At 51.5% G+C, this 23,636-nt stretch carries 19 protein-coding genes and 3 pseudogenes; 10 read left to right on the top strand and 12 right to left on the bottom strand.

Annotation, left to right across the window (positions count from 1 at the left end; translation table 11 throughout):
- Nucleotides 1–3: 3 nt before the first annotated feature.
- Together ACLHDD_RS19070 and ACLHDD_RS19065 are read right to left on the bottom strand one after the other, a co-directional pair.
- A complete protein-coding gene (locus tag ACLHDD_RS19070) occupies nt 4–513 on the bottom strand; it encodes an SRPBCC domain-containing protein (RefSeq protein ID WP_427105404.1) in 510 nt (169 codons plus the stop codon).
- 129 nt (nt 514–642) lie between these two features.
- Nucleotides 643–1,563, bottom strand: coding sequence for a LysR family transcriptional regulator (locus ACLHDD_RS19065; RefSeq protein ID WP_427105651.1), 921 nt, complete (start codon nt 1,561–1,563; stop codon nt 643–645).
- 301 nt (nt 1,564–1,864) lie between these two features.
- On the opposite strand from ACLHDD_RS19065, the gene ACLHDD_RS19060 reads away from it, so the two are divergent.
- Nucleotides 1,865–2,485, top strand: a complete 621-nt coding sequence (locus tag ACLHDD_RS19060) for a protein phosphatase CheZ (RefSeq protein WP_427105403.1) — start codon at nt 1,865–1,867, stop codon at nt 2,483–2,485.
- Nucleotides 2,486–2,816: 331 nt separating this feature from the next.
- On the opposite strand, the gene ACLHDD_RS19055 is transcribed toward ACLHDD_RS19060, so the two are convergent.
- Nucleotides 2,817–4,811, bottom strand: a complete 1,995-nt coding sequence (locus ACLHDD_RS19055) for a BCCT family transporter (RefSeq protein WP_427105402.1) — start codon at nt 4,809–4,811, stop codon at nt 2,817–2,819.
- Nucleotides 4,812–4,893: 82 nt separating this feature from the next.
- Entirely contained in the window at nt 4,894–6,168 is a 1,275-nt protein-coding gene (locus tag ACLHDD_RS19050) for a DUF2254 domain-containing protein (RefSeq protein WP_427105401.1), read from the bottom strand.
- A 637-nt stretch (nt 6,169–6,805) separates the two neighbouring features.
- Here ACLHDD_RS19050 and ACLHDD_RS19045 point away from each other — a divergent pair.
- The gene (locus ACLHDD_RS19045; protein ID WP_427105400.1) at nt 6,806–8,284 is read left to right on the top strand and encodes a SulP family inorganic anion transporter; all 1,479 of its coding nucleotides are present in this window, start codon (nt 6,806–6,808) and stop codon (nt 8,282–8,284) included.
- Nucleotides 8,285–8,700: 416 nt separating this feature from the next.
- On the opposite strand, the gene ACLHDD_RS19040 is transcribed toward ACLHDD_RS19045, so the two are convergent.
- From ACLHDD_RS19040 to ACLHDD_RS19030, 3 genes are all read right to left on the bottom strand, one after another.
- The gene (locus ACLHDD_RS19040) at nt 8,701–9,372 is read right to left on the bottom strand and encodes a winged helix-turn-helix domain-containing protein (protein WP_427105399.1); all 672 of its coding nucleotides are present in this window, start codon (nt 9,370–9,372) and stop codon (nt 8,701–8,703) included.
- An 806-nt stretch (nt 9,373–10,178) separates the two neighbouring features.
- Entirely contained in the window at nt 10,179–10,547 is a 369-nt protein-coding gene (locus ACLHDD_RS19035) for a hypothetical protein (protein WP_427105398.1), read from the bottom strand.
- Nucleotides 10,548–10,665: 118 nt separating this feature from the next.
- Entirely contained in the window at nt 10,666–11,571 is a 906-nt protein-coding gene (locus ACLHDD_RS19030) for a LysR substrate-binding domain-containing protein (protein WP_427105397.1), read from the bottom strand.
- A gap of 449 nt (nt 11,572–12,020) precedes the next feature.
- On the opposite strand from ACLHDD_RS19030, the gene ACLHDD_RS19025 reads away from it, so the two are divergent.
- Nucleotides 12,021–12,314: a DUF1330 domain-containing protein gene (locus ACLHDD_RS19025; protein WP_427105396.1), complete on the top strand. Its 294-nt coding sequence runs from the start codon at nt 12,021–12,023 to the stop codon at nt 12,312–12,314.
- Nucleotides 12,315–12,543: 229 nt separating this feature from the next.
- Here ACLHDD_RS19025 and ACLHDD_RS19020 read toward each other — a convergent pair whose 3' ends face one another.
- Nucleotides 12,544–12,870: a hypothetical protein gene (locus tag ACLHDD_RS19020; RefSeq protein WP_248199614.1), complete on the bottom strand. Its 327-nt coding sequence runs from the start codon at nt 12,868–12,870 to the stop codon at nt 12,544–12,546.
- Between the two features lie 181 nt (nt 12,871–13,051).
- Between ACLHDD_RS19020 and ACLHDD_RS19015 the strand changes: the two genes are divergently transcribed.
- A complete protein-coding gene (locus ACLHDD_RS19015; RefSeq protein WP_427105395.1) occupies nt 13,052–13,726 on the top strand; it encodes a response regulator transcription factor in 675 nt (224 codons plus the stop codon).
- Nucleotides 13,723–15,105, top strand: a complete 1,383-nt coding sequence (locus ACLHDD_RS19010) for a sensor histidine kinase (protein ID WP_427105394.1) — start codon at nt 13,723–13,725, stop codon at nt 15,103–15,105. The genes ACLHDD_RS19015 and ACLHDD_RS19010 overlap by 4 nt, the downstream gene beginning before the upstream one ends.
- A gap of 300 nt (nt 15,106–15,405) precedes the next feature.
- Here ACLHDD_RS19010 and ACLHDD_RS19005 read toward each other — a convergent pair.
- Nucleotides 15,406–16,548: pseudogene (locus tag ACLHDD_RS19005) on the bottom strand (IS3 family transposase); the annotation flags it as partial.
- A 471-nt stretch (nt 16,549–17,019) separates the two neighbouring features.
- Between ACLHDD_RS19005 and ACLHDD_RS19000 the strand changes: the two are divergent.
- The 5 genes and pseudogenes from ACLHDD_RS19000 to ACLHDD_RS18980 all read left to right on the top strand — a co-directional run bounded on the left by ACLHDD_RS19000 (nt 17,020) and on the right by ACLHDD_RS18980 (nt 20,394).
- Nucleotides 17,020–17,344, top strand: a pseudogene (locus tag ACLHDD_RS19000) (antibiotic biosynthesis monooxygenase family protein).
- Nucleotides 17,337–17,729 carry an amino acid-binding protein gene (locus ACLHDD_RS18995; protein ID WP_427105393.1) on the top strand — a complete coding sequence of 131 codons (393 nt, stop codon included), beginning with the start codon at nt 17,337–17,339 and terminating at the stop codon, nt 17,727–17,729. The pseudogene ACLHDD_RS19000 and the gene ACLHDD_RS18995 overlap by 8 nt, the downstream one beginning before the upstream one ends.
- Nucleotides 17,726–18,427 carry an ArsR/SmtB family transcription factor gene (locus ACLHDD_RS18990; RefSeq protein WP_427105392.1) on the top strand — a complete coding sequence of 234 codons (702 nt, stop codon included), beginning with the start codon at nt 17,726–17,728 and terminating at the stop codon, nt 18,425–18,427. The genes ACLHDD_RS18995 and ACLHDD_RS18990 overlap by 4 nt, the downstream gene beginning before the upstream one ends.
- 712 nt (nt 18,428–19,139) lie before the next feature.
- Nucleotides 19,140–19,547, top strand: a complete 408-nt coding sequence (locus tag ACLHDD_RS18985; protein ID WP_427105391.1) for a GFA family protein — start codon at nt 19,140–19,142, stop codon at nt 19,545–19,547.
- Between the two features lie 169 nt (nt 19,548–19,716).
- On the top strand, nt 19,717–20,394 hold the full coding sequence (locus ACLHDD_RS18980) for an O-methyltransferase (protein WP_427105390.1): 678 nt from the start codon (nt 19,717–19,719) through the stop codon (nt 20,392–20,394).
- Nucleotides 20,395–20,800: 406 nt separating this feature from the next.
- Here ACLHDD_RS18980 and ACLHDD_RS18975 read toward each other — a convergent pair whose 3' ends face one another.
- The 3 genes and pseudogenes from ACLHDD_RS18975 to ACLHDD_RS18965 all read right to left on the bottom strand — a co-directional run bounded on the left by ACLHDD_RS18975 (nt 20,801) and on the right by ACLHDD_RS18965 (nt 23,582).
- Nucleotides 20,801–22,171, bottom strand: a complete 1,371-nt coding sequence (locus tag ACLHDD_RS18975; RefSeq protein ID WP_427105389.1) for an EAL domain-containing protein — start codon at nt 22,169–22,171, stop codon at nt 20,801–20,803.
- A gap of 225 nt (nt 22,172–22,396) precedes the next feature.
- Nucleotides 22,397–23,007: pseudogene (locus ACLHDD_RS18970) on the bottom strand (LysE family translocator).
- 284 nt (nt 23,008–23,291) lie between these two features.
- Nucleotides 23,292–23,582 (bottom strand): Bor/Iss family lipoprotein, encoded by a 291-nt coding sequence (locus ACLHDD_RS18965; protein WP_427105388.1) that lies wholly within the window; start codon nt 23,580–23,582, stop codon nt 23,292–23,294.
- Between the last annotated feature and the right edge of the window lie 54 nt (nt 23,583–23,636).

Raw genomic sequence — 23,636 nt, 5'->3', positions numbered from 1 at the left:
CGGTCATTTTTTCATTGCCGCTTCAGTCAGTCCGTCGAGCCATTCCTGATGGCCATTCAGCATGGGATTCGGGCGGGTGATGGCCAGCGCCTTTGCCGGCGCGCCCTTCTGCGTTTCCTGCGTCAGGATACGAACCCGGTTGCCGGGAAGCTCCTCCAGCAGCCAGGCATGATGCAGATCCAGACGCTCAGGCGTGTTCTCTTCACCGGACCAGCCGTGCCATGCCAGGCGCGCAGGCTGCCCCCCTGAGGGCGGCACACATTCCATCACCTGTGCCTCAACCGGAAACCCAAAGGTGCTGAAAAAGAAACGCACCCCGTCCTCCAGCTCCGGACCTTTACTGTCATAAAAGCGGACATCGGCGGCGTTTTTATAGTAGTCCGGCCACAGAAAGGGCTGACTCAGTAAAGGCCAGAACGTTTCAACCGCCAGCCCCGCGATAATGATTTCATTTGATACAAAGTTATCGGTGAAGCCAGGCGCATAGCCTTCCGGCCAGTAAATCGCATTCATCGTTTTCTCCAGCGGTGGTTATCTTCTGCAGCGTCAGTGCCATCAGTAAAGGCTATCTGACGCGACAGCCGCCATTATTCCGCCGCCAGCGTAATAAAACGAATCGCGATTAGTGATTAACTCTATAAGTTAACTTATATCAGGAAGGGGATTACGGACTGTTTCAAGGCACAGGGCGCGGATCCATTGATGTGCCGGATCGCGATGGGTGCGTTCATGCCACGCCATGCTTTTGGTAAAACCCGGAATCGCAACAGGCAGAGGGATCACAGCCAGGTTGCTGTCCATCGGCACCAGACGGCCGGGTACTACCGCCATCATCTCCGTCACGCGCAAAATATCGGGAACGACCAGAAAACTGTTTACCGACACGCCCACCCGCCTTTCGCGACCCCGCTGCGCCAGCACCTCGTCGGTGACGCCCGCAAAGCGCCCTTCCGTTGAAACCAGGATGTGCTCCTGTTCGCAGAACTGTTCAAGCGTCATTTTTGCCGTAGCGGCAGCCAGAGGATGGTGACGGCCCGCGACACAGACATACTCCTCCTCAAAAAGCGCTCTTGCATGCAGATCGCCGGGCGTGGTCTGCGGCGTTACCAGTGCCAGGTCAAGTTCGCCACGGGACAACTGCTGATGCATGCGCTCGTCATCAACGGGCCTTACGGCAATCCGGATAAGGGGCGCCTGCTTTTTCAGCCGGGCGATCAGGGGAACGACCACCGCGCTGAGAGCATAATCGGTGGCGGCAATCGAATAGATCATCTCTGCGGTTTCAGGGTCAAAGTCAGGCGATTTCACCAGAACGGCGATATCCGTAAGGATTTTTTTTACCGGCCCCGCCAGCTCGGTGGCTCGCCTTGTCGGCACAATACCGTGACTGCTGCGAACAAAAAGCGGGTCGTCAAAATAGTCTCGTAAACGGGTCAGCATACCGCTGACGGCAGGCTGCGTCAGCGAGAGACGCCGGGCGGCGCGCGTCACGCTGCCTTCATCGAGCAGCGCATCCAGGGCTTTGAGAAGATTGAGATCCAACCCTCTGATATCACTTTTCATCATGAACTCTTTAGGGAGCAATAACCTTTTTTATCAAGGCTACGGACTCTGGCAGGGCTTGTCTATCCGCTTTACCGGGCTGGCCCGCTGGCCGCCCCGCCATCACTGACCTGACGGGTGCACGCCGGTGACGGAAGCGCCGTTCAGGGCAAAGGCCTGCGTGCTTCGGGCATGCCTGGCCTGTGACGCCTTCTACTGTTGTTCGTCTCTCTGGCATGAAAGATTTTCAGGAGATTCAAAAACCGTGGCGAACTGCCGATAACCACTGGTAGCGACATTTTGTACACAGGAGATAACATTCATGCCATTACCCGATACCCACAGTGAGCAACAGCAAATCAGCGAGATCACCGCGCGGACTGGCGCTATCCTGCGGACGCTGCACGACAGTCTGCAACAGCTGGGGCTTGATAAAACCATTGCCGAGGTGGCGGGCAGCATCCCGGACGCGCGTGAACGGCTCGGCTACGTCGTCACGCTGACGCGGGAAGCCGCAGATGGCGTCATTAACAGCGTCGAAATTACCCAGCCGATGCAGACGCTGCTGGCCGATCACGCAGAGCAACTCACGCAACGCTGGGAAGCGAACGCCGAACGTCCGTTTACCGACGACCAGGCGCAGACGCTGGCGGCGGACACGCGGGCCTGGCTGGATGACGTGCCGCGTATCACCGGCCTGACCCAGCAGCAGCTTCACGCCATCATGATGGCGCAGGGGTTTCAGGATCTGACCGGACAGATTGTGCAGCGCATGATGGCGGTTCTGAATCAGTGCGAACAGCAGCTGATTCAGATCATCCGCGATAAATCCGCTTCTGCGGCCTCCAGCGAACGTGCCGCGCCGCCTCAGTCACCTGCGCCCGCTGAACAGGCGTCCAGTCAGGATGATGTGGATGATTTGCTCGCCAGCCTGGGGATCTGACCGTCACAGGCAGCATGACGCAGGCTTCGCCGGTCGCCCTGGCACGGAGTGCCGCGCTGACTCGCGATTCAGCTCAGCATACCCGGCAGACGCGGACGTGCGCCCTGTCGAATAATGTCACACAGCAGCAGGCGGGCTAAAAAAGAAGATCCGGAAGAACGCAGCGCGGACTGCGCCAGCCTGCCGTGCCCGACTGCCGTTGAGAGTGACGGCGGGACCGGGCTCAGCGCCATGCGCAACCGGAGAGAGATGACCCGCCGTCGCGGGCACAGAAAGCGCGCCAGGATAAAAAAAGAGGAGCCAGGCTCCTCTTTTTCAACTCAGCGCTGCATCAGCGTACGATGTGCAGGAAGTGCAGATGCTTCTCATACTGATCGAGAATATCATTGATGATCTGCTCCTGATTCCAGCCCATCACATCATAATCCTGACCGCCCTCTTTGAGATAAACGTCGGCACGATAATATTTCTGCTCTTCGGTTTTATCGCTGCCCGCCATGCCTGCCAGGGCAAAGGCCGGTTGCAGATAGGCGCGCGCGCGCACTTCATAAACAAAATTAAGCTCATTGCCCAAATCCACTTCGAAGCGCACCCGATCTTCGACATCGTTCGAGGTATGCGACACGGTATTCTGCTTTGCCAGCTCCTGCTCTACCATCTCCATGGCCGGATAGATGACCTCAGCCATGAACCGCTTCACCTGTGAACGTTTCGGGAAGTACGCGATATTCCGTAACCGCCGCTGCCACGGAATCGGATTACGCGCCGCGGTTGGGGCAATGGTGGCAATCTGCTTACTGTCACGTTTCCAGGCGTCAATGCGCAGCGCCTTCAGCAGGCCATAGATCGACATCAGCAGAATCACCGCAAAGGGCAGAGCGCTGGCGATGGTCACGGTCTGCAGGGCCTTCATCCCGCCCGCCAGCAGCAGCGTGACCGCGACGACACCCATCAGTCCGGCCCAGAAGATGCGCTGCCAGACCGGTGTATTGTCGTTTCCGCCCGCCGCCAGCGTATCCACCACCATCGCGCCGGAGTCGGCGGAGGTGACAAAGAACACGACGACCATCGCCATGGCGATGAAGGAGAGCACCGCGCTGAAGGGGAAGTGCTCCAGGAAGTTGAACAACGCCAGAGTCTGGTCGCTCATCACCGTCTGCGCCAGATCGGTGGCCCCCTCCTGCATAATCAGCCAGATTGCGCTGTTGCCGAAGAACGTCATCCAGAGCAGCGTGAAACCGGCGGGCACGAAAAGGACGCCGGTCACGAACTCGCGGATGGTGCGGCCGCGTGAAACACGGGCAATAAACATCCCGACAAACGGCGACCAGGCCAGCCACCAGCCCCAGTAGAACAGCGTCCAGCCGCCAAGCCACTTACCCGATTTAGGCTCGTAGGCGTAGAGGTTGAAGGTTTTGGTGACCAGCTCGGAGAGATAGCCGCCGGTGTTCTCGACAAAGGATTTCAGCAGCAGCACGGTCGGGCCCAGTGCGCCCACCATAATCAGCAGCAGCACGGCCAGCGTCAGGTTAATCTCAGACAGGATGCGGATGCCTTTATCCAGCCCCGAAACCACGGAGAGGGTTGCCAGTGCCGTAATGCCGACAATCAGAATGACCTGCATGGTCTGGTTAACCGGCAGACCAAACAGGTGATTCAGTCCGGCATTGACCTGCAGCACGCCGTAACCCAGCGAAGTCGCCACGCCGAGGACCGTACCAATTACGGCAAAAATATCAACAGCATGGCCCATCCAGCCATAGATTCGATCACCGATAATCGGATAGAGCGCCGAGCGCAGCGTCAGCGGTAATCCGTGCCGGTAGCTGAAGAACGCCAGAATCAGCGCCACAATGGCATAAATGGCCCAGGCGTGCAGGCCCCAGTGGAAGAAGGTGATGCGCAGGGCTTCCCGGGCGGCCTCTACCGTTTCCGGCTGGCCCGTGGGCGGAGCCATGTAGTGCATCACGGGTTCCGCCACGCCGAAGAACATCAGTCCGATGCCCATGCCTGCTGAAAAGAGCATGGCAAACCAGGAGTGGTAGCTGAAATCGGGTTCCGCATGATCCGGGCCGAGCTTGATATCGCCATAGCGGGAGAACCCCAGATAGGCGACCGTCAGCAAAATCAGCGCGACGGCCAGAATATAGAACCAGCTGGCGTTGGCAAACAGGGCGTTTTGCAGTGCGCCCAGCTGCACATCAGCCTGTTCAGGGAAGAGCGCAGCAAAGGCAACCAGAATAAAAATCAGTGCGGCAGAGGTGAAAAAAACGGGTGGATTTATGTGGCTTCGCTTGTGTTGCGTTTCAGTTTCTGATGAAGACATGAATATCCTTATCAAGATGAATGAAGACCAAATGTAACAATCAGTATAAAAGAGTAAAAGCGAAACGGTGCCGTTTGGTCAATTATCCAGCGTGACCGGAGAAGATGACATCTGCCTGTGTCTGCCAGCGGGCAACCTGTTCCACTGCCACTTTGTCCGCTTCACAGGTCATGGCGAGGTTTGCGCGCACCAGCGCAAGCTGCGCATGACGCTTTGCATCCACGCCATAGCGATGCGGTGCGATCATGGCTAACGCCTGTAGCGCCTTCTGCAGGCGCAACTGCACCTCCACCAGCGCGGCGCCATCGCGCGCGATGCCGGTAAAAATATCGTCGAACATATCGCCGATCCCGGTCGGCTGCATAAAGAGCCGGGGATAATGCGGCGTATCTGACTCCTGCGGTCCGTTCGGGCTGAACAGCCGGACCGCCCGCCCGATGATATCGATTGCCGTGCCGGGATCGTTGACCGCCGGAGAGAGTGCGCGTGAGGCAATTTCAGACAGCACGCAGAGTCCGAAACGGGGATCCTGCTCAAACGAGCGCTGTTCACCCAGCGTAAAGGCGCTGAGCAGTTGCTGAAGGTCTTCATCTGCAAGCGGCCGATCGCACCAGAGCAGCGGAGCTGCGCCGTGAACAAAACTGCCCGGCTGCGCGGTGAGATAAAGATGGCACGCTTTTTCCTCTGCGAAGCCGGCGAGTTCCTGCAGGTCCAGATGCTGAAGATAGCCCGCCTGCGGCGGATAAACACGGTGCAGCGGGATCGTTTCCGGCAGGATGCCGTCCCAGAAGGCGCAGCCCATACAGGGCGACCGGAGGCGGTGGTGAAGGGCCGCCGTCGTGGCCTCCTCAACGCGATGCGACGTATCAGACAGGCAGCCAAACTGCGCCAGATGCTGTATCCAGCGCAGCAGTGTGATCACGATCATGGCAATCACGGCCAGGGTGACAAAAAACAGAATAACGCGTCCCTGCATGCCATAAGCCCCCATGCCAAGCGCGATAATCCCCACCAGGCTGTACAGGAAAGAGCCGATAAAGGTTGCCAGCATGGTCTGGGTGGTGCTGTCTTCGAGCAGCAGAACCGTCGCGCGCGGCGTGACGCTGCTGCTGGCAGAATTGTACGCCGTCACCATGATGTTAAGCGAAAAGGTCGTCACGGCCAGCATGCTGGAGGCGAGGATAGTCAGTATCTTATCCACCGCATCACTTCCTACGATGCCCGACATAGAGATGGGAATGAAGGGTTTAATCGCGATCGCGACCAGAGCCGTAATCACCGCCAGCACGGCGAAGAGTGAACTGCGAAACCAGAGCTGGCGGGTCAGCCGGTGAATAATCCACTGCGTTTTAGACATCATGTCACCTGTTATCAATTTCAGTTAAGGCTGAACAGTTTGTGCATCCGGTCGCGCGGCCTTTGTGCTGCCCGTTCTGCTGCAACAGCGGCGCGATGAACGGCAGTCTGTCACGGTCTGGCATCGGCACCCAAACGCGCCGCGTCCGTTATGACTGGCGCGGCGCACATCTGTTTCTCTGCCGTTGCGGGAAGGGTCCGGCTTCAGAGTAAGCATAGCCGGGGGTGCACGATTTACCTCCGTCTGTCCTGATGCGATCCCGCCGGACCGGATTCCCCCGCGCGTCATCTGCCGTGTACTGCTTTTGCCCTCGCCCTGCGTTTTGAGCAGAGATTGACCTTATCCTGTTATCGTTTATAGTATTCAGCCTGTCCCGATCGGCCTGATGTGCCGATCGGGCTTCGCCGCCAGCGCCCGTCACCGGAGCCTGGTTTACATCCATCCTGAAGGCACGCTGTTGCCGTAAAGGAGATTTCAGACATCATGCGTCTTACGCCACCCTGAGTCGTCCCCTTTCCCTGCTGCACTGAGGCATCTCAGTCGCGCACTCAATAACATCCCGTCTGCGGATGTGCTTTTTCGTACCTGAATTTTCTGCCCTCAAGGGCTGACCGTATCTAAAATCTGAGAAATGACTATGCTGCTGTCCTCAACGCGTAAGGACTGGCTGGGTAACGTCCGTGGTGACGTCCTTGCCGGTATTGTGGTTGCGCTCGCGCTTATTCCTGAAGCGATCGCCTTTTCTATCATTGCTGGCGTCGATCCGCAGGTCGGGCTCTATTCCGCCTTCTGCATCCCCCTCGTCATGGCCTTTCTGGGCGGTCGCCCGGCGATGATCTCCTCCTCCACCGGCGCAATGGCGCTGCTGATGGTCACGCTGGTGAAAGATCACGGGCTGCAGTATCTGCTGGCTGCCTCCGTGCTGACCGGCGTCATCCAGCTGATGGCCGGATATCTGAAGCTAGGCAGTCTGATGCGCTATGTCTCCCGTTCGGTCGTGACCGGATTCGTTAATGCGCTGGCCATACTGATATTCATGGCGCAGCTGCCGGAGCTGACCCACGTGACCTGGCACGTCTACGCGCTCACGGCTGCCGGTCTGGCGATTATTTATCTCTTTCCCCTCCTGAATAAAACCCTTCCCTCCCCGCTGGTCTGCATCGTTGTGCTGACCGCAATTTCCATGTGGCTGCATCTGGATGTGCGCACGGTGGGCGATATGGGCAAACTGCCGGATAGCCTGCCGGTGTTTCTCATTCCGGACATCCCGCTTAACCTCAATACCCTGTTGGTCATCCTGCCCTATTCGGCGGGACTCGCCGTGGTCGGACTGCTGGAGTCCATGATGACCGCCACCATCGTGGACGATATGACTGACACCCCGAGCGATAAGAACCGCGAGTGTAAGGCGCAGGGCATTGCCAATATCTGTACCTCGTTTATCGGCGGGATGGCGGGCTGTGCGATGATTGGTCAGTCGGTGATTAACGTAAAATCGGGCGGTCGCGGGCGGCTCTCCACGCTGACGGCGGGCGTGGTGCTGCTGCTGATGGTGGTGTTCCTGCGCGACTGGGTGTCGCAGATCCCTATGGCCGCGCTGGTGGCGGTGATGATTATGGTTTCCATCGGCACCTTCTCATGGCGTTCGATTGCGAACCTGCGCACGCATCCGGTTTCAACCAGCGTGGTCATGCTGGCGACCGTTGCTGTGGTAGTGGCAACCCACAACCTGGCGTTTGGCGTGCTGACCGGTGTACTGATTGCGTCGCTGAACTTCGCTACTAAGGTCGCCCGCTTTATGGCGGTCACCTCTGAGCGGAAAGACGGGACCCGCACCTATACAGTGACCGGGCAGGTTTTCTTTGCCTCGGCCGATCGCTTCGCCCACAATTTCGACTTTCGCGAGCCGCTGAAGCGCGTAATCATTGACGTGACGCACGCCCATTTCTGGGACATCACGTCGGTGAGCGCGCTGGATCGTATTGTGATTAAGTTTCGGCTGGAAGGCGCCGTGGTGGAGATCAGAGGGATGAATGACGCGACACGGACGCTCGTTGATCGTTTCGGCGTGCATGAAAAACCCGAAGAGGCGGAAAAACTGATGAGCGGTCATTGATTCACAGACGTTGCATCCTGGATCATCGGGTGACCGGCGCATTCTCAGCCTGTCGGGTCTGTGCGTATACGTCCCGGAAGGACTGGGAATGGCATTGATACAGGTGCCGAAAACAGGGCTGTTTCTGCCGTCGGCGAACGGTCACGCTTTCCGGTGGTAACGTTCAGAAGCTAATGACGCTGCGGTAATTTCCGGGGGCCTGCGCCGCAGGCCTCTTTTGCTGCGGCATCATGCGTCTGCCTCAGCTGAAACCGGCATCACCGCTTTACGATTTTAACAGCGTCTGAGATCTCGTCTGTCTGGGATTTCAGCCGACTGCTCCAGCCCTTTCACGCAGAGCGTCCGGCGTAGCACTCCGGCCCTGCCCTGAACAATTGCTCGCGTTGCAGGACACGAAGCGGCTCAGATTCGGGCAGCTATAGCTGCTGCCGGAAGACATAGCCAAGCCCGCGGATACTCTGAATCTGAAATCCGGAGTCCCGGCAGAGTTTTTTCTTCAGCCGACAGATCAGAACGTTAACGACATCCTGATTGCGCAGGTCGGCGTCAGAGTAAAGCTGGCCCATCAGCTCATCCCGCGTCACAACTTTGCCATTTCGCTTCATCAGGAACTCGGCCACCAGATACTCGAAGTTGGTCAGATCGATCTGAGTACCATTTTTTAATACCTGCTTACCTGTTAAGTCGAGTTCGTAAGGCGGCAGCGTTATCCGGCTTGAGGTAATTCCCCGGCTGCGACGGTCAATGGCGCTGATACGCGCAACAAACTCTTCAGGCTCGATGCCATCAGAAATAATGTCATCCGCGCCGGCTTCATAGGCAGCAATCCTGATAGCCTGCGTGCTTTCTGTCGCGGTGACGATAACAGGTGTGGTAAATCCTCTTTTGCGATAACGCCTGATTAGCGCGCAGTGCTGTTCACAGAGCAGATGAGTGCTGATGATAAAGACATCAGGACGGAACTTTTTTAGCGAACGCAGGGCGTTATCCGTATCTGAAAAGGTATCCGTCACAAACCCCAGTCGGCTCATAAACGCTGGAGCGAAGCGGGAAGAAGCCTTATTTTTGTCATAGATCAGAATGCGCATTAATGACTCCGCCAGCCTGATTAGCGTTAAGTAAAATTAAACTAAAATCATCTTAAAGGCACAAAATGTCAACTTACTGAATGCCCGATTTTTCAGTCACCGGAAACCATGCCTCACTGTTCGTTTCCGAAAAGTCCGGAAAAAGGCGTCATCGCTACATTGAAAGAAATACTGACAGCCATTTCACTGTCATCTCAGCGCCCGGCCTTGCGCTTCCTATTGTTAAATCAGGTTAATATAAATCACACTGTATAGTGATCCTGACAGCCCCCGGAAAATCCGTTATGTACCGGGATTTTTACTGAACGCCTCCTGTTCCCGCACCATGCCAAAACAGAGCAGGCGCGGCTCCCGGGATTTTCTGGCAGCGGTGCCTGGCGCTCTGTCACGGTAGCAAAACTCGTCAGGCCAGAAGCCAGAGAAAATCCCTCGAGATAGCCGTTTTGTTCAGAAAAAGAGCAATCTTCATTCTCACTGTCGAAGATTAAAAAAACCTTAACGCGGATGAAGGTGTGCTGAAAGCGGTTGGGTTGCGCGCCAGAAGGAGTGTCAGTGCAGGCGCGGCTAAATCTTCGGTCCTGTTTTTTGTACAACCCCTAAAAAGCGCAATTGCTGGAAGGCCTGGGCTTTGTGAGAAAGTAAAGCCACCACGTTTCTTTTTCAGAACGATGGGGAACGTCATCAGAAAGGCCTGAATCGGGCACTGACAGCTTTTTCAGATTGCCGTCCTGCCCAGGAAAAGAGACTGAACTTAATAGCAGGATTAACTCAGCCTGTTGAACATTTACCACCTGCTGACTAAGCAGTTACTTGAGGACAGGAAAAACGTGGATCACATTGGCAGCCAGCGGATAAATACCTAATACGCGTGTTGAAGACTTAAGCTCATCCAGGGTCGCATTCTCCTGTGGCATTTTTCCTCCCCACAGGGTTACGCCATCAGAAAGATGCGGTGGGCGGCCCTCACTGTCTTCGCTAATTTCAAGCGTTTCACCATTGTTCAGAGTGACAGTTAAAGAAGAAATATCCTGCGTTTCAGTCGTTCCATCTTCTTTGCTGAATGTTATTTTCATCAACCGTACTCCATCGTCGTGGGTCATGTCAGCATACGAAATTATGTTGTCTGATTGACCCGGTTTAAAAGACACAGGCTTTTCTGAGCGACGTAGCGTCATTATGCCCCGGCCTGCATAGCCTGTAGTTTTCAGCGACGCTGTGATCAGGACGGGTTCGCTAATTGCGTAAAGCGGGCATGAGCCTTTCAGTTCAACTCACTCTCCATCAATGCTAACGTCAGTCAAAATAAGGTCTTAAGGTTTCTTCCGTCCAGTCCATAAAAGCTCTGACACGCTTTGATAAGCTGCGCCGGTGTGCGACGACAAAAGAAGCCGTCAGCGGCTGTGGACGAAGATGAGGAAGAATCTCCACCAGTTCGCCACGTTTAATATAGGGCAGCAGAGAAGAATAACCGCCCTGTATCAAGCCCAGCCCCGCCAGTCCTGCATCATGATAAGCCGCTACGCTATTGACGACTATTGCACCGGGTAACATCAGCGACTGAAAACCATCGGCTGCAGGATATTGCCAGCCTTCATGCCTGGAACCAAAATTCCGCTTGTAATGAACCATCCGATGTCCCTGCGTAATGAGTTCGTCGAGCGACGCAGGCACGCCAAAGCGTTGAAGATAGGCCGGACTTGCTGCATTAATGATGCGCAGATGCCCCAGAGGCCGGGCGATCAGCGTTTCGTCCAGGATGGGCCCAAGCCGGACAACACAGTCAATTCCTTCCAGGACCAGATCGACATAGCGGTCACTACTTGAAAGCTCCAGCTGCAATTCGGGGTGCGCATCGAGTAGCGCAGGCAGTGCCGGTATCACTACGCTTTGCGCCAGCACAGCTGGCATATCCACGCGCAACCGTCCACGTAATGGCGTACTTACATCCCTGAACATGGACTGAAGTTCTTCTTTTTCCGATAACAAATCGCAGGCGCGCGAATAAAAAAGTCGTCCTTCCTCTGTCAGCTGTACAGTTCGTGTTGTCCGATGCAGAAGTGTCGCACCCACCTCCTTTTCCAGGCCGCGGACCACCGTTGAAACACGGCCTTTCTGAATACCAAGGCTTTCGGCAGCCTGAGTAAAGCTTCTCATTTCTGCCACACGCGCAAAAATAGCCAGTACATCGAGATTCTTCATTGTTCATTCTCTAAATAACAGTGCGTCACTTTAGCAGGCGTTTATTGCAATCTGAATCGTTAATAAAGTGATTGCACGTTATCTCTCTCGCAAAACTTTTAAAGGACGTTGCATGACTGAATTCTGGAAAAATCATTTGTGGGGTGGTGATCTGCCACTCTGGTCAGAGGTAAAGGCAACGGATGGCAATTGCTGTGGCTGCGTGTTTCCGCGCCATCCTTATCGGCGCGCCTGGTTTACTGAGCATCCGCGCCACCTCCTGACCTGACCATGGAGGCGCTGCGTTCTCCTGAGCGATACACAGGCTGCCACTGCACCACGCCCAAAGGCAATTCACGCTGCCTTTTATTAATGAAACAGCATCAAATTTAACGGTTTTACACACGCCCGCATATATCACAGCTGTTTATCAGCCAATGCAGGTCTTCTGCTCTTAACGAGGATATGAAATGAATAAAGGCTATTTAATCGCGCATGTAACAGTTTCAGACTCTGCAGCTTATGCTGAATATGCCCAGGCCGCCGGGGAAGCGATGAGCGCGTTTGCGCCAAAAATCATTGCCTGGTCCGGACAATATGAAAATCTTGAGGGAGAAGCTCACGAACGGCATGTTATTTTTGAATTTGATTCTTATGACGAAGCCAGGCGTTTTTATCAAAGCCCAGCGTATCAACTAGCAAAATCAATCCGGGCAGGCGCGGCGACGGGCACATTTGTTCTGGTTGAAGGCGCGGGTTTCTGACTTTAACCAACACATCCCCTGTTGGCACTGAGCGGATACTGGCTTGCGTACACTCCGCTTTGTGCCAGAAGCGGACATTGCTTGCATCATGGTATGTCAGTTCAATGGGTGTGGGTCAGGTGCAATATTAAGTCAGCGGAAATGAAAAAAGCCCCGCAAACGTAACGGGGCTTATGATATTGATATATTAATAACGGAGGTTTCGCTGGAAGAAACCTAACTTCGTCAATTAATCAAATTTCATATTCAGAACAGTACCATTGGATGTTGTACAGGTCCCGGTCGCGACCTCACCCGGCATTTTATAGGCACAGCGCATTTTTCCTCCATTGCTTCCCTTGGCCTCAATTACGTTGTTCGCGTTCTGCCCCGTATAGGTCTCGTTTTTGTAAGTGATGTTCAGCCTTCCGGCCCGGTCCAGCGTACCCACCGGCTGAGAAAAGTCGCTGCCTGGACCAGCAAGGTAAAATTTATATTCGTCTTTGATTGATGCCATAGAGCAGCCTGCAATGGTTAATGCTGCGGCAGCGGCCAAAGCCAGTTTGATTGTTTTCACTGTAAATCTCCTTGCCAGAATAGATAATTTTCGTCCGGGTGAATGAATCAACCTCAAACACGCTGGCAATAATAGTGTCTGAACCTGTCATTAGTCTGTCTGGATAGAAATTTTTATAATTTTGAACTCTATGATTTAGTTGATAAAATATCCAAATCGTGATTCTGACTAGCAATAAAAAATGAAAATTCTGCTTGTGGAAGATGAGCCAGAAATGGCTGAAGTGCTTGCCGAAGCACTGGGACATCACCATTTTCTTACAGACCATGCAGCCACGCTGGCTGAAGCATCTGAAGCCATTGCTCAATACAGTTATGACTTGGTGATTCTGGACCGGCAGCTTCCGGGTGGCGATGGTCTTGAACTGGTCGGGCGCATGAGAGCGGCAGGTAAGATGTATCCTGTGCTCGTTCTGTCTGCCCGGGGGGATATCACCGATAAAATTTTGGGGCTGGATGAAGGTGCTGACGACTACCTGGCCAAGCCCTTTGATTTTTCCGAACTTCTGGCCCGTATCCGGGCATTGATCAGAAGGCCATCAGCTTTGCAGGATGATATTGTTACCGTGGGTTCACTGACATTCGACCACATTAATGGTGAAGCCAGCGTAAACGGCGCTGTTATTCGTCTCACCCGAAGGGAAACCCTTTTGCTTGATTCGATGGTGCGTCGTTTTGGCCGGGTAGTGTCCCGGGAAACGCTGATGTCCTCAGTCTTCTCATTCCACGATGATGTTCAGCCAAACGCCCTTGATTTACACATCTCCCGGCTCAGGCAAAAGCTGGCCGAGGCCGGCAGTGGCCTCAGAATTAATGTGGTCCGCGGGGTTGGCTATTTTATGAACGAGGAATCATGAGGCTGTTCAAACCGCGCTCTCTGCGCTGGCATCTTACGTTCAGAATTATAGCTGCCCAGATACTTGTCCTTATCTTTCTGGCAGTACTGCAACTCTTCGCAGAGGCTTACTTTATTTCTGTGGGTAAAATTAATAACGGCTCAAACCCGTGGGCGGCGGCAAATGCCGTTGCTGAGTCAACATTCCGGGACCGCGAAGGAAAACTGAAAATTAATGCCAGTCCAAAGCTCAGAGCTTACATGAAAAACATTCCCGGGTTCTGGTATGTAGTCAGAGACAGCAGCGGCCAGCAGCTTCGGTACGGTCAAATTCCCGCCAGTATCGTTTCTGCCATACCTGCTATGGACGCCGTCGCTTATGCTGATCTCGGGCAGAAAATCAACAAAGAAAATGCCCCTCAGGGCACGATACAGTGGGCGAATTCACCTGCGGGCATTATCAAAATAATGACCACACCGAATATTCCTATTACATTTCTGCAGGCCATCAGGCTTTCAGGTGTCAAAAATATCGTAATAGTTATTTTCCTTTCCGTTGTTATTGTCATCGCCATGCTGATAGTCATGCCATGGGTCGTCAGACGCGCACTGACAGGAATTAACCGGGCGGCCGCTGATGCCAGAAAAATTGATTACACGAAAGCGGGTATCCGGCTGAAAAGCAGTGAGGTTCCTTCAGAGATAGCCCCTTTTGTGGATACAGTGAACAGTGCCTTCGACAGACTTGATAAAGGTCTGGAATCTCAGAAGCGTTTCCTTGCAGACGCCGCCCATGAGCTGCGGACGCCTATAACCATTCTCAATACGAGGCTGTCAACGCTTCCGCCGGGCACACTCAAAAACCGCCTCTTGGCGGACACAGCCCGTCTTACCATGCTGACAGGTCAGCTGCTCGATGTGCACCGGATTCAGGAAAATAACCTGAAGCCCGAGAAGGTGGACTTGATTAAGCTGGCAGAGCGGGTCGTCGCTGACAACGCGCCGCTCGCAATCGGCGCAGGTTATGACATCGCGTTCAATGCAGAAGCAAAAGAAGTCTGGACAATGGCTGATGCCCTGGCGATTGAGCGGGCGGTAACAAACCTCATTCAGAATGCCATCAAATATGGCGGCCAGTCAGGTCTGATATCGGTATCGGTTGGGGCCGAAGGCACTATTGACGTACTTGACGAAGGAAAAGGGATTCCCGTCTCTGAGCGTGAAAGAGTGTTTGAGCCCTTTCACAGACTGATTCACGACGGCAAGGGAACCGGTCTTGGCCTTGATCTGGTCAGGAAAATCATGGAATTACACAGTGGCGCAGCCGAGCTTGTTTATGGCGAAAATCATTCCTATGGCGCCCACTTCAGACTCCGGTTCAGTTATGTGGAGATAAATTAATTTCTCCCTGTGCACCTGCAGACACTTAAATCCTGTTCAGTCGGTGCACACACCCTTTACTTCCTGCTCCTGACAGGCTCCCGCCAGTAAAACCTCATGCTGTCTGCAAAAAAAGTGGGCGCTTATCGCAATGACAGACTAATCAAAGATCAGCCTGCCATCATGCGGCCAGAATTAAATTAATGGGTTGATTTCATGTTCGCTGCGATAGAGAAACGCAGAATTTCAGCGCGACCGCTTACAGCTCACCATGACGATGGGTTTCTGCCGCCGTAGAGGTGAAACGCCACGGATAATCTGGACACTTCTGAACCGTTGATAATACTGGATTTCATATTCTGTCGGTGACATCTGATCGCTCGAACCATGCCGACGCTTACTGTTATAAAACATTTCGATGTAATCAAAAATATCGCTGCGGGCTTCTTCCCTCGTTCCGTAGATCTTTTTCTTTATCCGTTCGCGTTTCAGCAACCGGAAGAAGCTTTCTGCAACCGCATTACCGTGGCAGTTACCGCGACGGCTCATGCTGCCCTCCAGGCCGTGTGATTTCAGGAACGACTGCCACTCATGGCTTGTGTACTGACTGCCCTGATCCGAATGAACCAATACCTGTTTTTGTGAATTAAGCCTCAATACCGCCATAAATAATGCGTTCAGGACAATCTCTTTTATCATGCGGGGTTACATTGACCAGCCAATAACCTTGCGTGAGAACAGGTCAACAACCACGGCCAGATACAGCCATCCTTTCTGGGTCCTGATGTAGGTTATGTACGTTACCTGACGCTTATCCGGAGCATCCGGATTGAACTGCCGCCGGAGCCTGTCAGGCGACACGATACCGGCTTCGCCTATACATGCCCGTGGGCCAGGACCCAACCTGATCTTTTATTCCAGCACGCTTCATCAGCCGCAAGACCCGGTTAACTCCGCACTGCTGCCCGGTATCACGCAGATCGAGATGGATCCTGTGATAACCATAGGCGCAGCCAGACTCAAGCCAGAACTGTTAAATCTGCCCGGTCAGCATCTGGTCTGCATGGTGACGCTGTGGATTTGGCTGCTGAAGCCAGAAATAAAATCCACCCGGATGTACATTCAGAACCCGACAGAGCAGAAGAACAGGCCAGCAACGGCTGTTGTCGCGGATAAAGGCGTACCTCAGTCAGATAGCTTTGCGAATTACGCAGCGGCTTTTTTTAATATGTCCCGACCGTCGGTAACCCGCTTCAGTTCTTTCTGGAGACGGCGGATCCCGGCCTGAGCATTCGGCTGTGCATTTTTAGTGGAAAAATCCGGACCGTACTTCTTTATCCAGGCGTAAAGGCTGTAGGTGGTGATATCGAGACGTGTTGCAACGCTGGAAACAAAATGATCACGATCAACAACCTGTTTGACTGCCTGAATTTTATATTCTTCTGGATAGCTCTTACCGATCATAGGCACCTCTATTTAACTCATCTTAAATGACTCTGAGGTTTCTGTTAAATCTGTGGCGATTCGTCCAGCTCAGCGGGCTTACACCTGATCGAATACGTGAAGTCATCAGGATACTCCTCCTTTCAGGTCAGTCTGAGAGCACTATAGGGAGGGTGTAAGCAGAATCGTTATCGGTTCAATGAGGTAAAACCCTCATCCGGAGGAAATACAGGGTCTGTCTGTTGCACAGTGTGATTGACCGGAAAAAACTAAAAGACTCACCCGCTCTTCGGGTTAATAAGTCGCCTCCCTATGTTCCCTAAGATCCTCTCGTCCCTCAGCCGGAGATTATCAGGGGTTAACCGCAGGTCACCCGATGATGAACGAAAAATAAGGGGCTGCTGTATCACGCACAGGCACACTTCGGTGCCGACCGAAGCAGCACCCCTTCGTTATCATTAATCTGTCCGTAAATTAACAACTGAGCGGACCATGATTGCAGTACTTTTTGAGGCAGATGCTCTGCCAGAGGCTCAGGAAAGATATCTTCAGCTCGCTTCTGAACTGAAACCTCTCTTACTCCGACACACCCGGCTTTATTTCAATTGAGCGTTTCCAGAGCCTGACTACGCCCGGAAAGATTCTTTCTCTGTCGTGGCGGGAAGATGAGGAGTCTGTAGCCGGGTGGAAGCAAAATGTGATGCACCAGGCTGCTCAGAAAGAAGGTAATCAGTCCATTTTTTCATTCTACAGAATACGGGTAGCCAGCGTATTCCGTGATTACGCTTCTGATAAGAGAACAAGTCAGCATGTATGACATTCACGTTATTCTCAAAAACAGCCTGGGATCACTGGGTTCTCTGGGTAGAGTACTGGGTGAAAATGGAGTGGGTCTTGAAGGCGGTGGCGTATTTACAGGACCTGATGGCGGACATGCACATTTCCTGGTTGAGGACGGCTATAAAGCCCGCCAGGTGTTGACTGAGGCCGGTTTTAACGTCTGCAACGTGTGTCGTCCCCTGATAAGAAAATTGCCTCAGGAACGGCCCGGAGAGCTGGAAGAAATAGCTGACACTATTGCCCGAAGCGGCATCAATATTCTGGTACAGTACAGTGATCACAATAACCGGCTCATTCTCATTACGGATGATGATGCGCGGGCCGCCGAAGTAACCCGAACATGGGCAATACTCTATGAATGAATCTCGTTAAAACAACACGCGACAGTGAGCCAGATGATGTCCTTGAATTAGCCATGGCAAAGGTGGCTGCTGCGCTGTCTGATCCGTCGAGAGTCAGTATTCTGTACGCCCTGATGGACGGGCGCGCATGGACAGCGACTGAACTTAGCGTCGTGGCTGGCATAGCGGCCTCCACAGCCAGCGGGCATCTGAACCGGCTTCTCAGCAACGGTCTGGTCATTTGCCTGACGCAGGGGCGTCATCGCTATTACAGCCTTGCGGGCCATCATATCGCCGGACTGCTGGAGAACCTGATGGGGGTTTCCATGGGGACTGCCAAAGCCCCCGTTTCCAGTACACCGTTCTGTCTGCGTTACGCACGCACCTGCTATGACCATCTGGCAGGCGAGCTCGCTGTCAAAATTTATGAATTTATGCTGCAGGAAAAATGGCTCAGCGCAGAGGGTTCGGAACTGACATCAGTCGGCAAAATGCACTTTGAGAAAATGGGCGTTTTGCTTAACTCTCGCACACGACGCAAGCCCTGCTGCGGCTGCCTGGACTGGAGTGAAAGACGTTTTCATCTCGGCGGTGACGCTGGCTCAGCCCTGTTTACACTTTTTCTGCAAAAAGAATGGGGAGCGCGTACACAGGGATACCGTGAAGTGAACGTGACCGATTCAGGCCGGGTTGCACTACATCGACTGTTTAAGCTGTAAATTACCTGCACCTGAGCCATATCGGTTAATTCAACGGGTGACTCAAAGTGTTTTTACCCGTCTCTTTCATTTTAAGCAAAAGGCTCACTTCCCGATCAAAGCGAATCTGATATTCAGCTAGTGCAATCTGTGACCGACGCGGACAGTAAGATTAAAATTTTATGTTAATCTGCAAAAAAAGGGTTTACGTTTAGATAGCTAAACCTGAGGACTGAATCACTTCATCAATACTCACTCTAAGGACGCATATATGCCTGACTACGACTTCTATCAAAAAGGTAAGCAGATCGTTGCGTTAGAACGTTCGGAAAACAATCAGGCTGATAAATTGATTGCTCAGGGTTAATAAAAGCAGGGTGAAGAAATTAGTGCTACGACGAAAAAAAGTGCAATCTCGCGTCTTTATGACATTCGTAAAGATAACAGAATAGATCAGCGTAACTTTTTAGCAGGGGCGGGTACCATGCCGTTGATAGGTATAATGACAGCAATCGCAGCTTTTCTGTTACCAAAAAAACCTGACATTGACTAATGCCTGCCTGACGCTTATTGCCGACCTTCAGCTCAAAAAGATAATCTCACGCGAGGCAGTAAAAAACGCTTAGTCCGCAAAACGCTGGCATTCTGAAATGGGTATCAGAATATTGTTAATGCAGTCAGGCCTGTGCTATGTATGGGGTTTAAAACTATCCAGCCACTGTCAGGATGAGTTATGAAAGGAAGCTGTTTGTGTCAGAAAATCCGATATGAATGTGATGTACTGGAAGGGGAAATAGTGAACTGTCACTGCCATACCTGCAGAAAAGCACACGCCGCCCCCTTCGCACCAACAGCGGGCGTTAAACGCGAACATTTCAGATGGCTGGAAGGAAGTGAGCACCTCGGATCTTATGCCTCTTCCCCGGATAAACTTCGTCATTTCTGTTCACTTTGTGGCTCACACCTGATGGCAGAAAGGCCGCATCAGGGCCATGTTATCGTACGTGTGGCAACCCTGGATGAACCCCCCTCCTCTGCTGTTATTTCACATATCTGGTGCTCTCATGACGTCCCGTGGCTTAGTGAAAACCAGGATACGCCTTATTATGAGGAATGGCAGAAATCTGCTGGTCATAAATGAGAGAAAATTAATAGCGAGGCTCCTGTTTGCTCATAACAGACAGCAAAGGGAATCGCCTGATTTCAGATGCGAACGTTGCTGATTACAGATCTGAGACTAACCTGTTGTAGGCAACATGAGTAACCGATACGACTAAACTTCCATCGATTGAAAGGGGATTAAGTTCTGTATGCGCACTCCTGATTATCCTTCACAGGATTCTGATAAATGGGCTCAGGTGGATGCCTGGTTTTCTGAAAGACTTGCTCCTGAAGAGACAGCTTTGCAGTCTGCTCTCGCCAATAACGCCGGACAGGGATTGCCCGCGCACGACGTTTCCGCTTTACAGGGAAAAATGCTGTCTATTTTTATTCAAATGTCACGAGCCGTCCGGGTGCTTGAAATAGGCACATTAGGGGGGTATAGCACGATATGGATGGCCAGGGCACTCCCGCCGCATGGAAGCATAACGACAATTGAATTCAACACGCATCATGCAGAAGTAGCCAGCCAGAATATTGAAAAAGCGGGGCTGGCTGAGCGCGTCACATTACACAGAGGCGCTGCGATTGATATATTACCCATGCTTGATGCGCCTTTTGATCTGATTTTTATCGATGCCGATAAAGTAAATAACCCCCTTTATCTTGAATGGGCTATCAGACTGTCAAAACCCGGTACGGTCATCATTGGAGATAATACCGTGCGCGGCGGCCATATTATCGATGCCGACAGTAACGATCCCAATGTTACAGGCCTGCGGAAATTTGTCGACATGATCTCTGAGGATGAACGCCTTGAAGCGACAGCCGTACAGACTGTGGGTGAAAAAGGATGGGATGGTTTCGTTGTTGCTATTATTAAATGATCGATGACCACGACATCTGGAGACGCTATTTAACATCACGATTGTGCTATCGCTATACAGTTTATGGAGCAAAGCCCTGATAAGATTGGCGGATGCGCATTTCAAACCCAGCGGACATGATCTGAATAATCAGGTCGCCCGCTATCTGCTTATGGCCGGCGACCTGATGTTAATTCATTTTATACTGAAAGCGATCATTGATATGGGCTAATCTGTGGGAAGCAGATCAACTGGTGTGATGTCAGCGTGATGCCTTAACCAGTACATCACTATAAAAGCGATGTCAGCTATTTTTGAAAATGAAGTTAAGAAAACCGGCATTTAAGCTTTTTAAGCAGGGTACAACGAGCACGCTCTGAATCGCCACTCAAAAATCACAGCTATCGTTTATCGCAGATATGTCAGATTAATTGCAACCGCTGAATGAATGATCTCTCTTCATGAAGGCAACAAATTCGTCAAGAGGTAATGGTCTGGAGTAATGAAAGCCCTGCAGGATAACATTACCCATGTTAAATAAGATCTGCGCCATCTTCTCTGTTTCAACCCCCTCTACGACCACGCTCATTCCAGTTTTTTTTGCCATTTCAATTATATTCTCTATAATTACAAGGTTTTTTACGTCATTCACGCCATTTTTCAAAAGCGATCTGTCTATTTTAACTTCATCGAATGGCATTTCGTTCAGGACATTGAGCGACGCATAACCAGAACCAAGATCATCAAGAGACCATGACACGCCTTTTTCTGAGAGATCATTCATCATCATGGCTATTTTTTTCTTATCATAATAAAAAGTACTTTCGGTTACTTCCAAAGTTATTCTATTGAATGATATTGATTCTTTATCAAGTATAGCCTGAGCGTTATAAGTAAAACCTGGCTCCATTAATTGTAAGGGACTTAAATTAACAGACACCTTAACATTTATGTTATGACTATTCATTATTCTCATATCTCTGCAGACCTGTTCTAAAACCCAATACCCTAAAGGTATGATCAAACCTGAGGCTTCCGCTACGGGGATGAAACTATCAGGAGATATAAAACCTTTAGTTGGGTGCTTCCATCTCAAAAGCGCTTCTGCTGATCGAACATGTCCGTTATTATCTATTTGTGGCTGATAGCATATAAACAATTCGTTCTTTATCATTGCCTTAGTTAATGCGCATTCGATATATTTCTCATTGGTATAATCGCTGCGATATATAACAAGAATACCAAACATCAGAAGCAGGCAGATAGCATAGTTAACATATACGCCATTATTCATTATCGGTACGGGAGGATGAAAATCTTCTGAGGTAAAGCTAATGTCAGAGACAGAAAGAATAAAATATAGCAACAGACTAAACAGGGGAATGTAGTTTTTAAAATAATTGGATTCATTCCTGAGGAATAACATCCCACCTATGGAATAAACCAGTAAATAGGTGTGAGATGAGCGAGGGATGTTAGTAATTGGATAATCAGTCAGGGAGATTATTATACAGATAAAAAGAATAAGATGGGAAAATACAGAGACATCCCTTTTCCTGAGTCCTTTAAATGCTGTATACAATGAATAAACGCCTAGTGTGACAACGGATGAGCACATTGCGGCCAGATAGGGTTTATCACTATAAATATAAGCGCCAGACCAACCCACCCCGCCCGTGCAGCAAATTATACCGGTAAGAAAAAGCAGGAAACATTGACGTCTTTTGTGATTCTCGCGTGGAAGTTGATGGATATATGATTCCACAAAAGATATCACACGTTGCATTTTTTCCTGCATACAAATTTCCTTAACGAAATACTTGATTTATTCATTTTACGATCATACCTGCATTTCGTTTTCAATAGCACTGATCTGCTCTGATTGATTAACGTACGCTTATGCCTGTAATCACAACGCTTTTTTCGAGACGGACACTTTACTTCCTTTTTTACTCATAGCCGACATGGCTTCAGATGAGTCCGCTTCGTGCCAGAAGTGAACGTATTCAGCCTGGCAAGGGGGCTATCTCGTGCTCATAACAAGTTTAGCTGCGAAGCATAAAAATAATCCCCCTGTTGCTCTGTCCATCATCTGGACAACGTGATTTTTCTTCAATATGGCTGACGCAAAATGCGTGGATAAAATGAGTGTGACTGACCAAATAGTTCCAATCGCCACGTGGATGCTGACCAGGACAAAAGTCCATATCAAAGGTGAGTGACCGACAGGTATAAACTGTGGCAAAAGGAGACATAAAAAATGCCCATTTTAGGGTTGAGTAGATTCCCCAACATTCCTCTGATAAACCCGTTCCCCTGAAAACCATTGTCATCACGGAAAGATGTTCGGGGACGTATCAGCAGTTGTAAACCCAGCCAGCTCAGGTAGAACGCGCCACAAACTTTAAGCACAGTATAAGCCATTTCTGATACCGCCAGAAGAGCACCAAGGCCTAATGCGACCAGCGTCCCCCATAGAAAACAGCCTGCATCAATGCCAATCGCAGCGGGAAAAGCCTTTTTGCCGCCCTCCGCACAAGCGGTGCGCAGAATCAGTGCCGTATCAAGGCCGGGAGTCAGAGTAAGTAACAGCGCTGCGAGAGAGAATGCGAAGAGAGAATCGTTAACCGTCATTTTCTTTGTCTGAAAGAGCAGATGCTAAGCATTTAATTTTCTGTAATCAATCTGACAAATTTTAGTTTTTAAATGTCCGCTGTTCGCTCAGAGCGGACCGACATGCCTCTGAAGCCTACCACTGCTATTACCTGACCGGACGACGTTGTCTGAACGCGTTTCGGTTAACATCGTCAGCAGTAAAGCCTCGCTGCAGTGCGACAGCTGAATTCGATAGGGACAATAGAGTAATGCGATTGAATAAAAGGTGCAGGATTAGGCCGGCGAACCGGCCTGAGGTATTATCAGATGGCGCAATAAACGCGCGCTTCACGTGGCGTGTAGATACCAAACGTTACCACGCTCAGTAAGCCATTAACAAAAGTCTGCTGCACCTCAACCCGATTAACTTTCTCCTGTCCGCCGCACACCTGCGCCGCATCAATGCTCTTACGCTGACCGATACCTGAAACAAAGAACGGCTGGCTGGTGGTTTTCGTCGCCGCGGCAACCTGATTCTGTTTCATTACGAAAGTCTGCTGTGCACAGCCGGTTAAACTCAGAGCCAGTACCGCCGCAACAAAAAGCTTGTTCATAAATATCCTTATCGCCTGAAATGAAAAAAATGCTGAGTGAATTCATCACTCAGC

The organism is Pantoea sp. NSTU24 (assembly GCF_050157905.1).
Classification (GTDB): Bacteria; Pseudomonadota; Gammaproteobacteria; order Enterobacterales; family Enterobacteriaceae; genus Pantoea.
The sequence above is the reverse complement of the archived record's forward strand: the minus strand, read 5'-3'. Positions and strand labels throughout refer to the sequence as shown.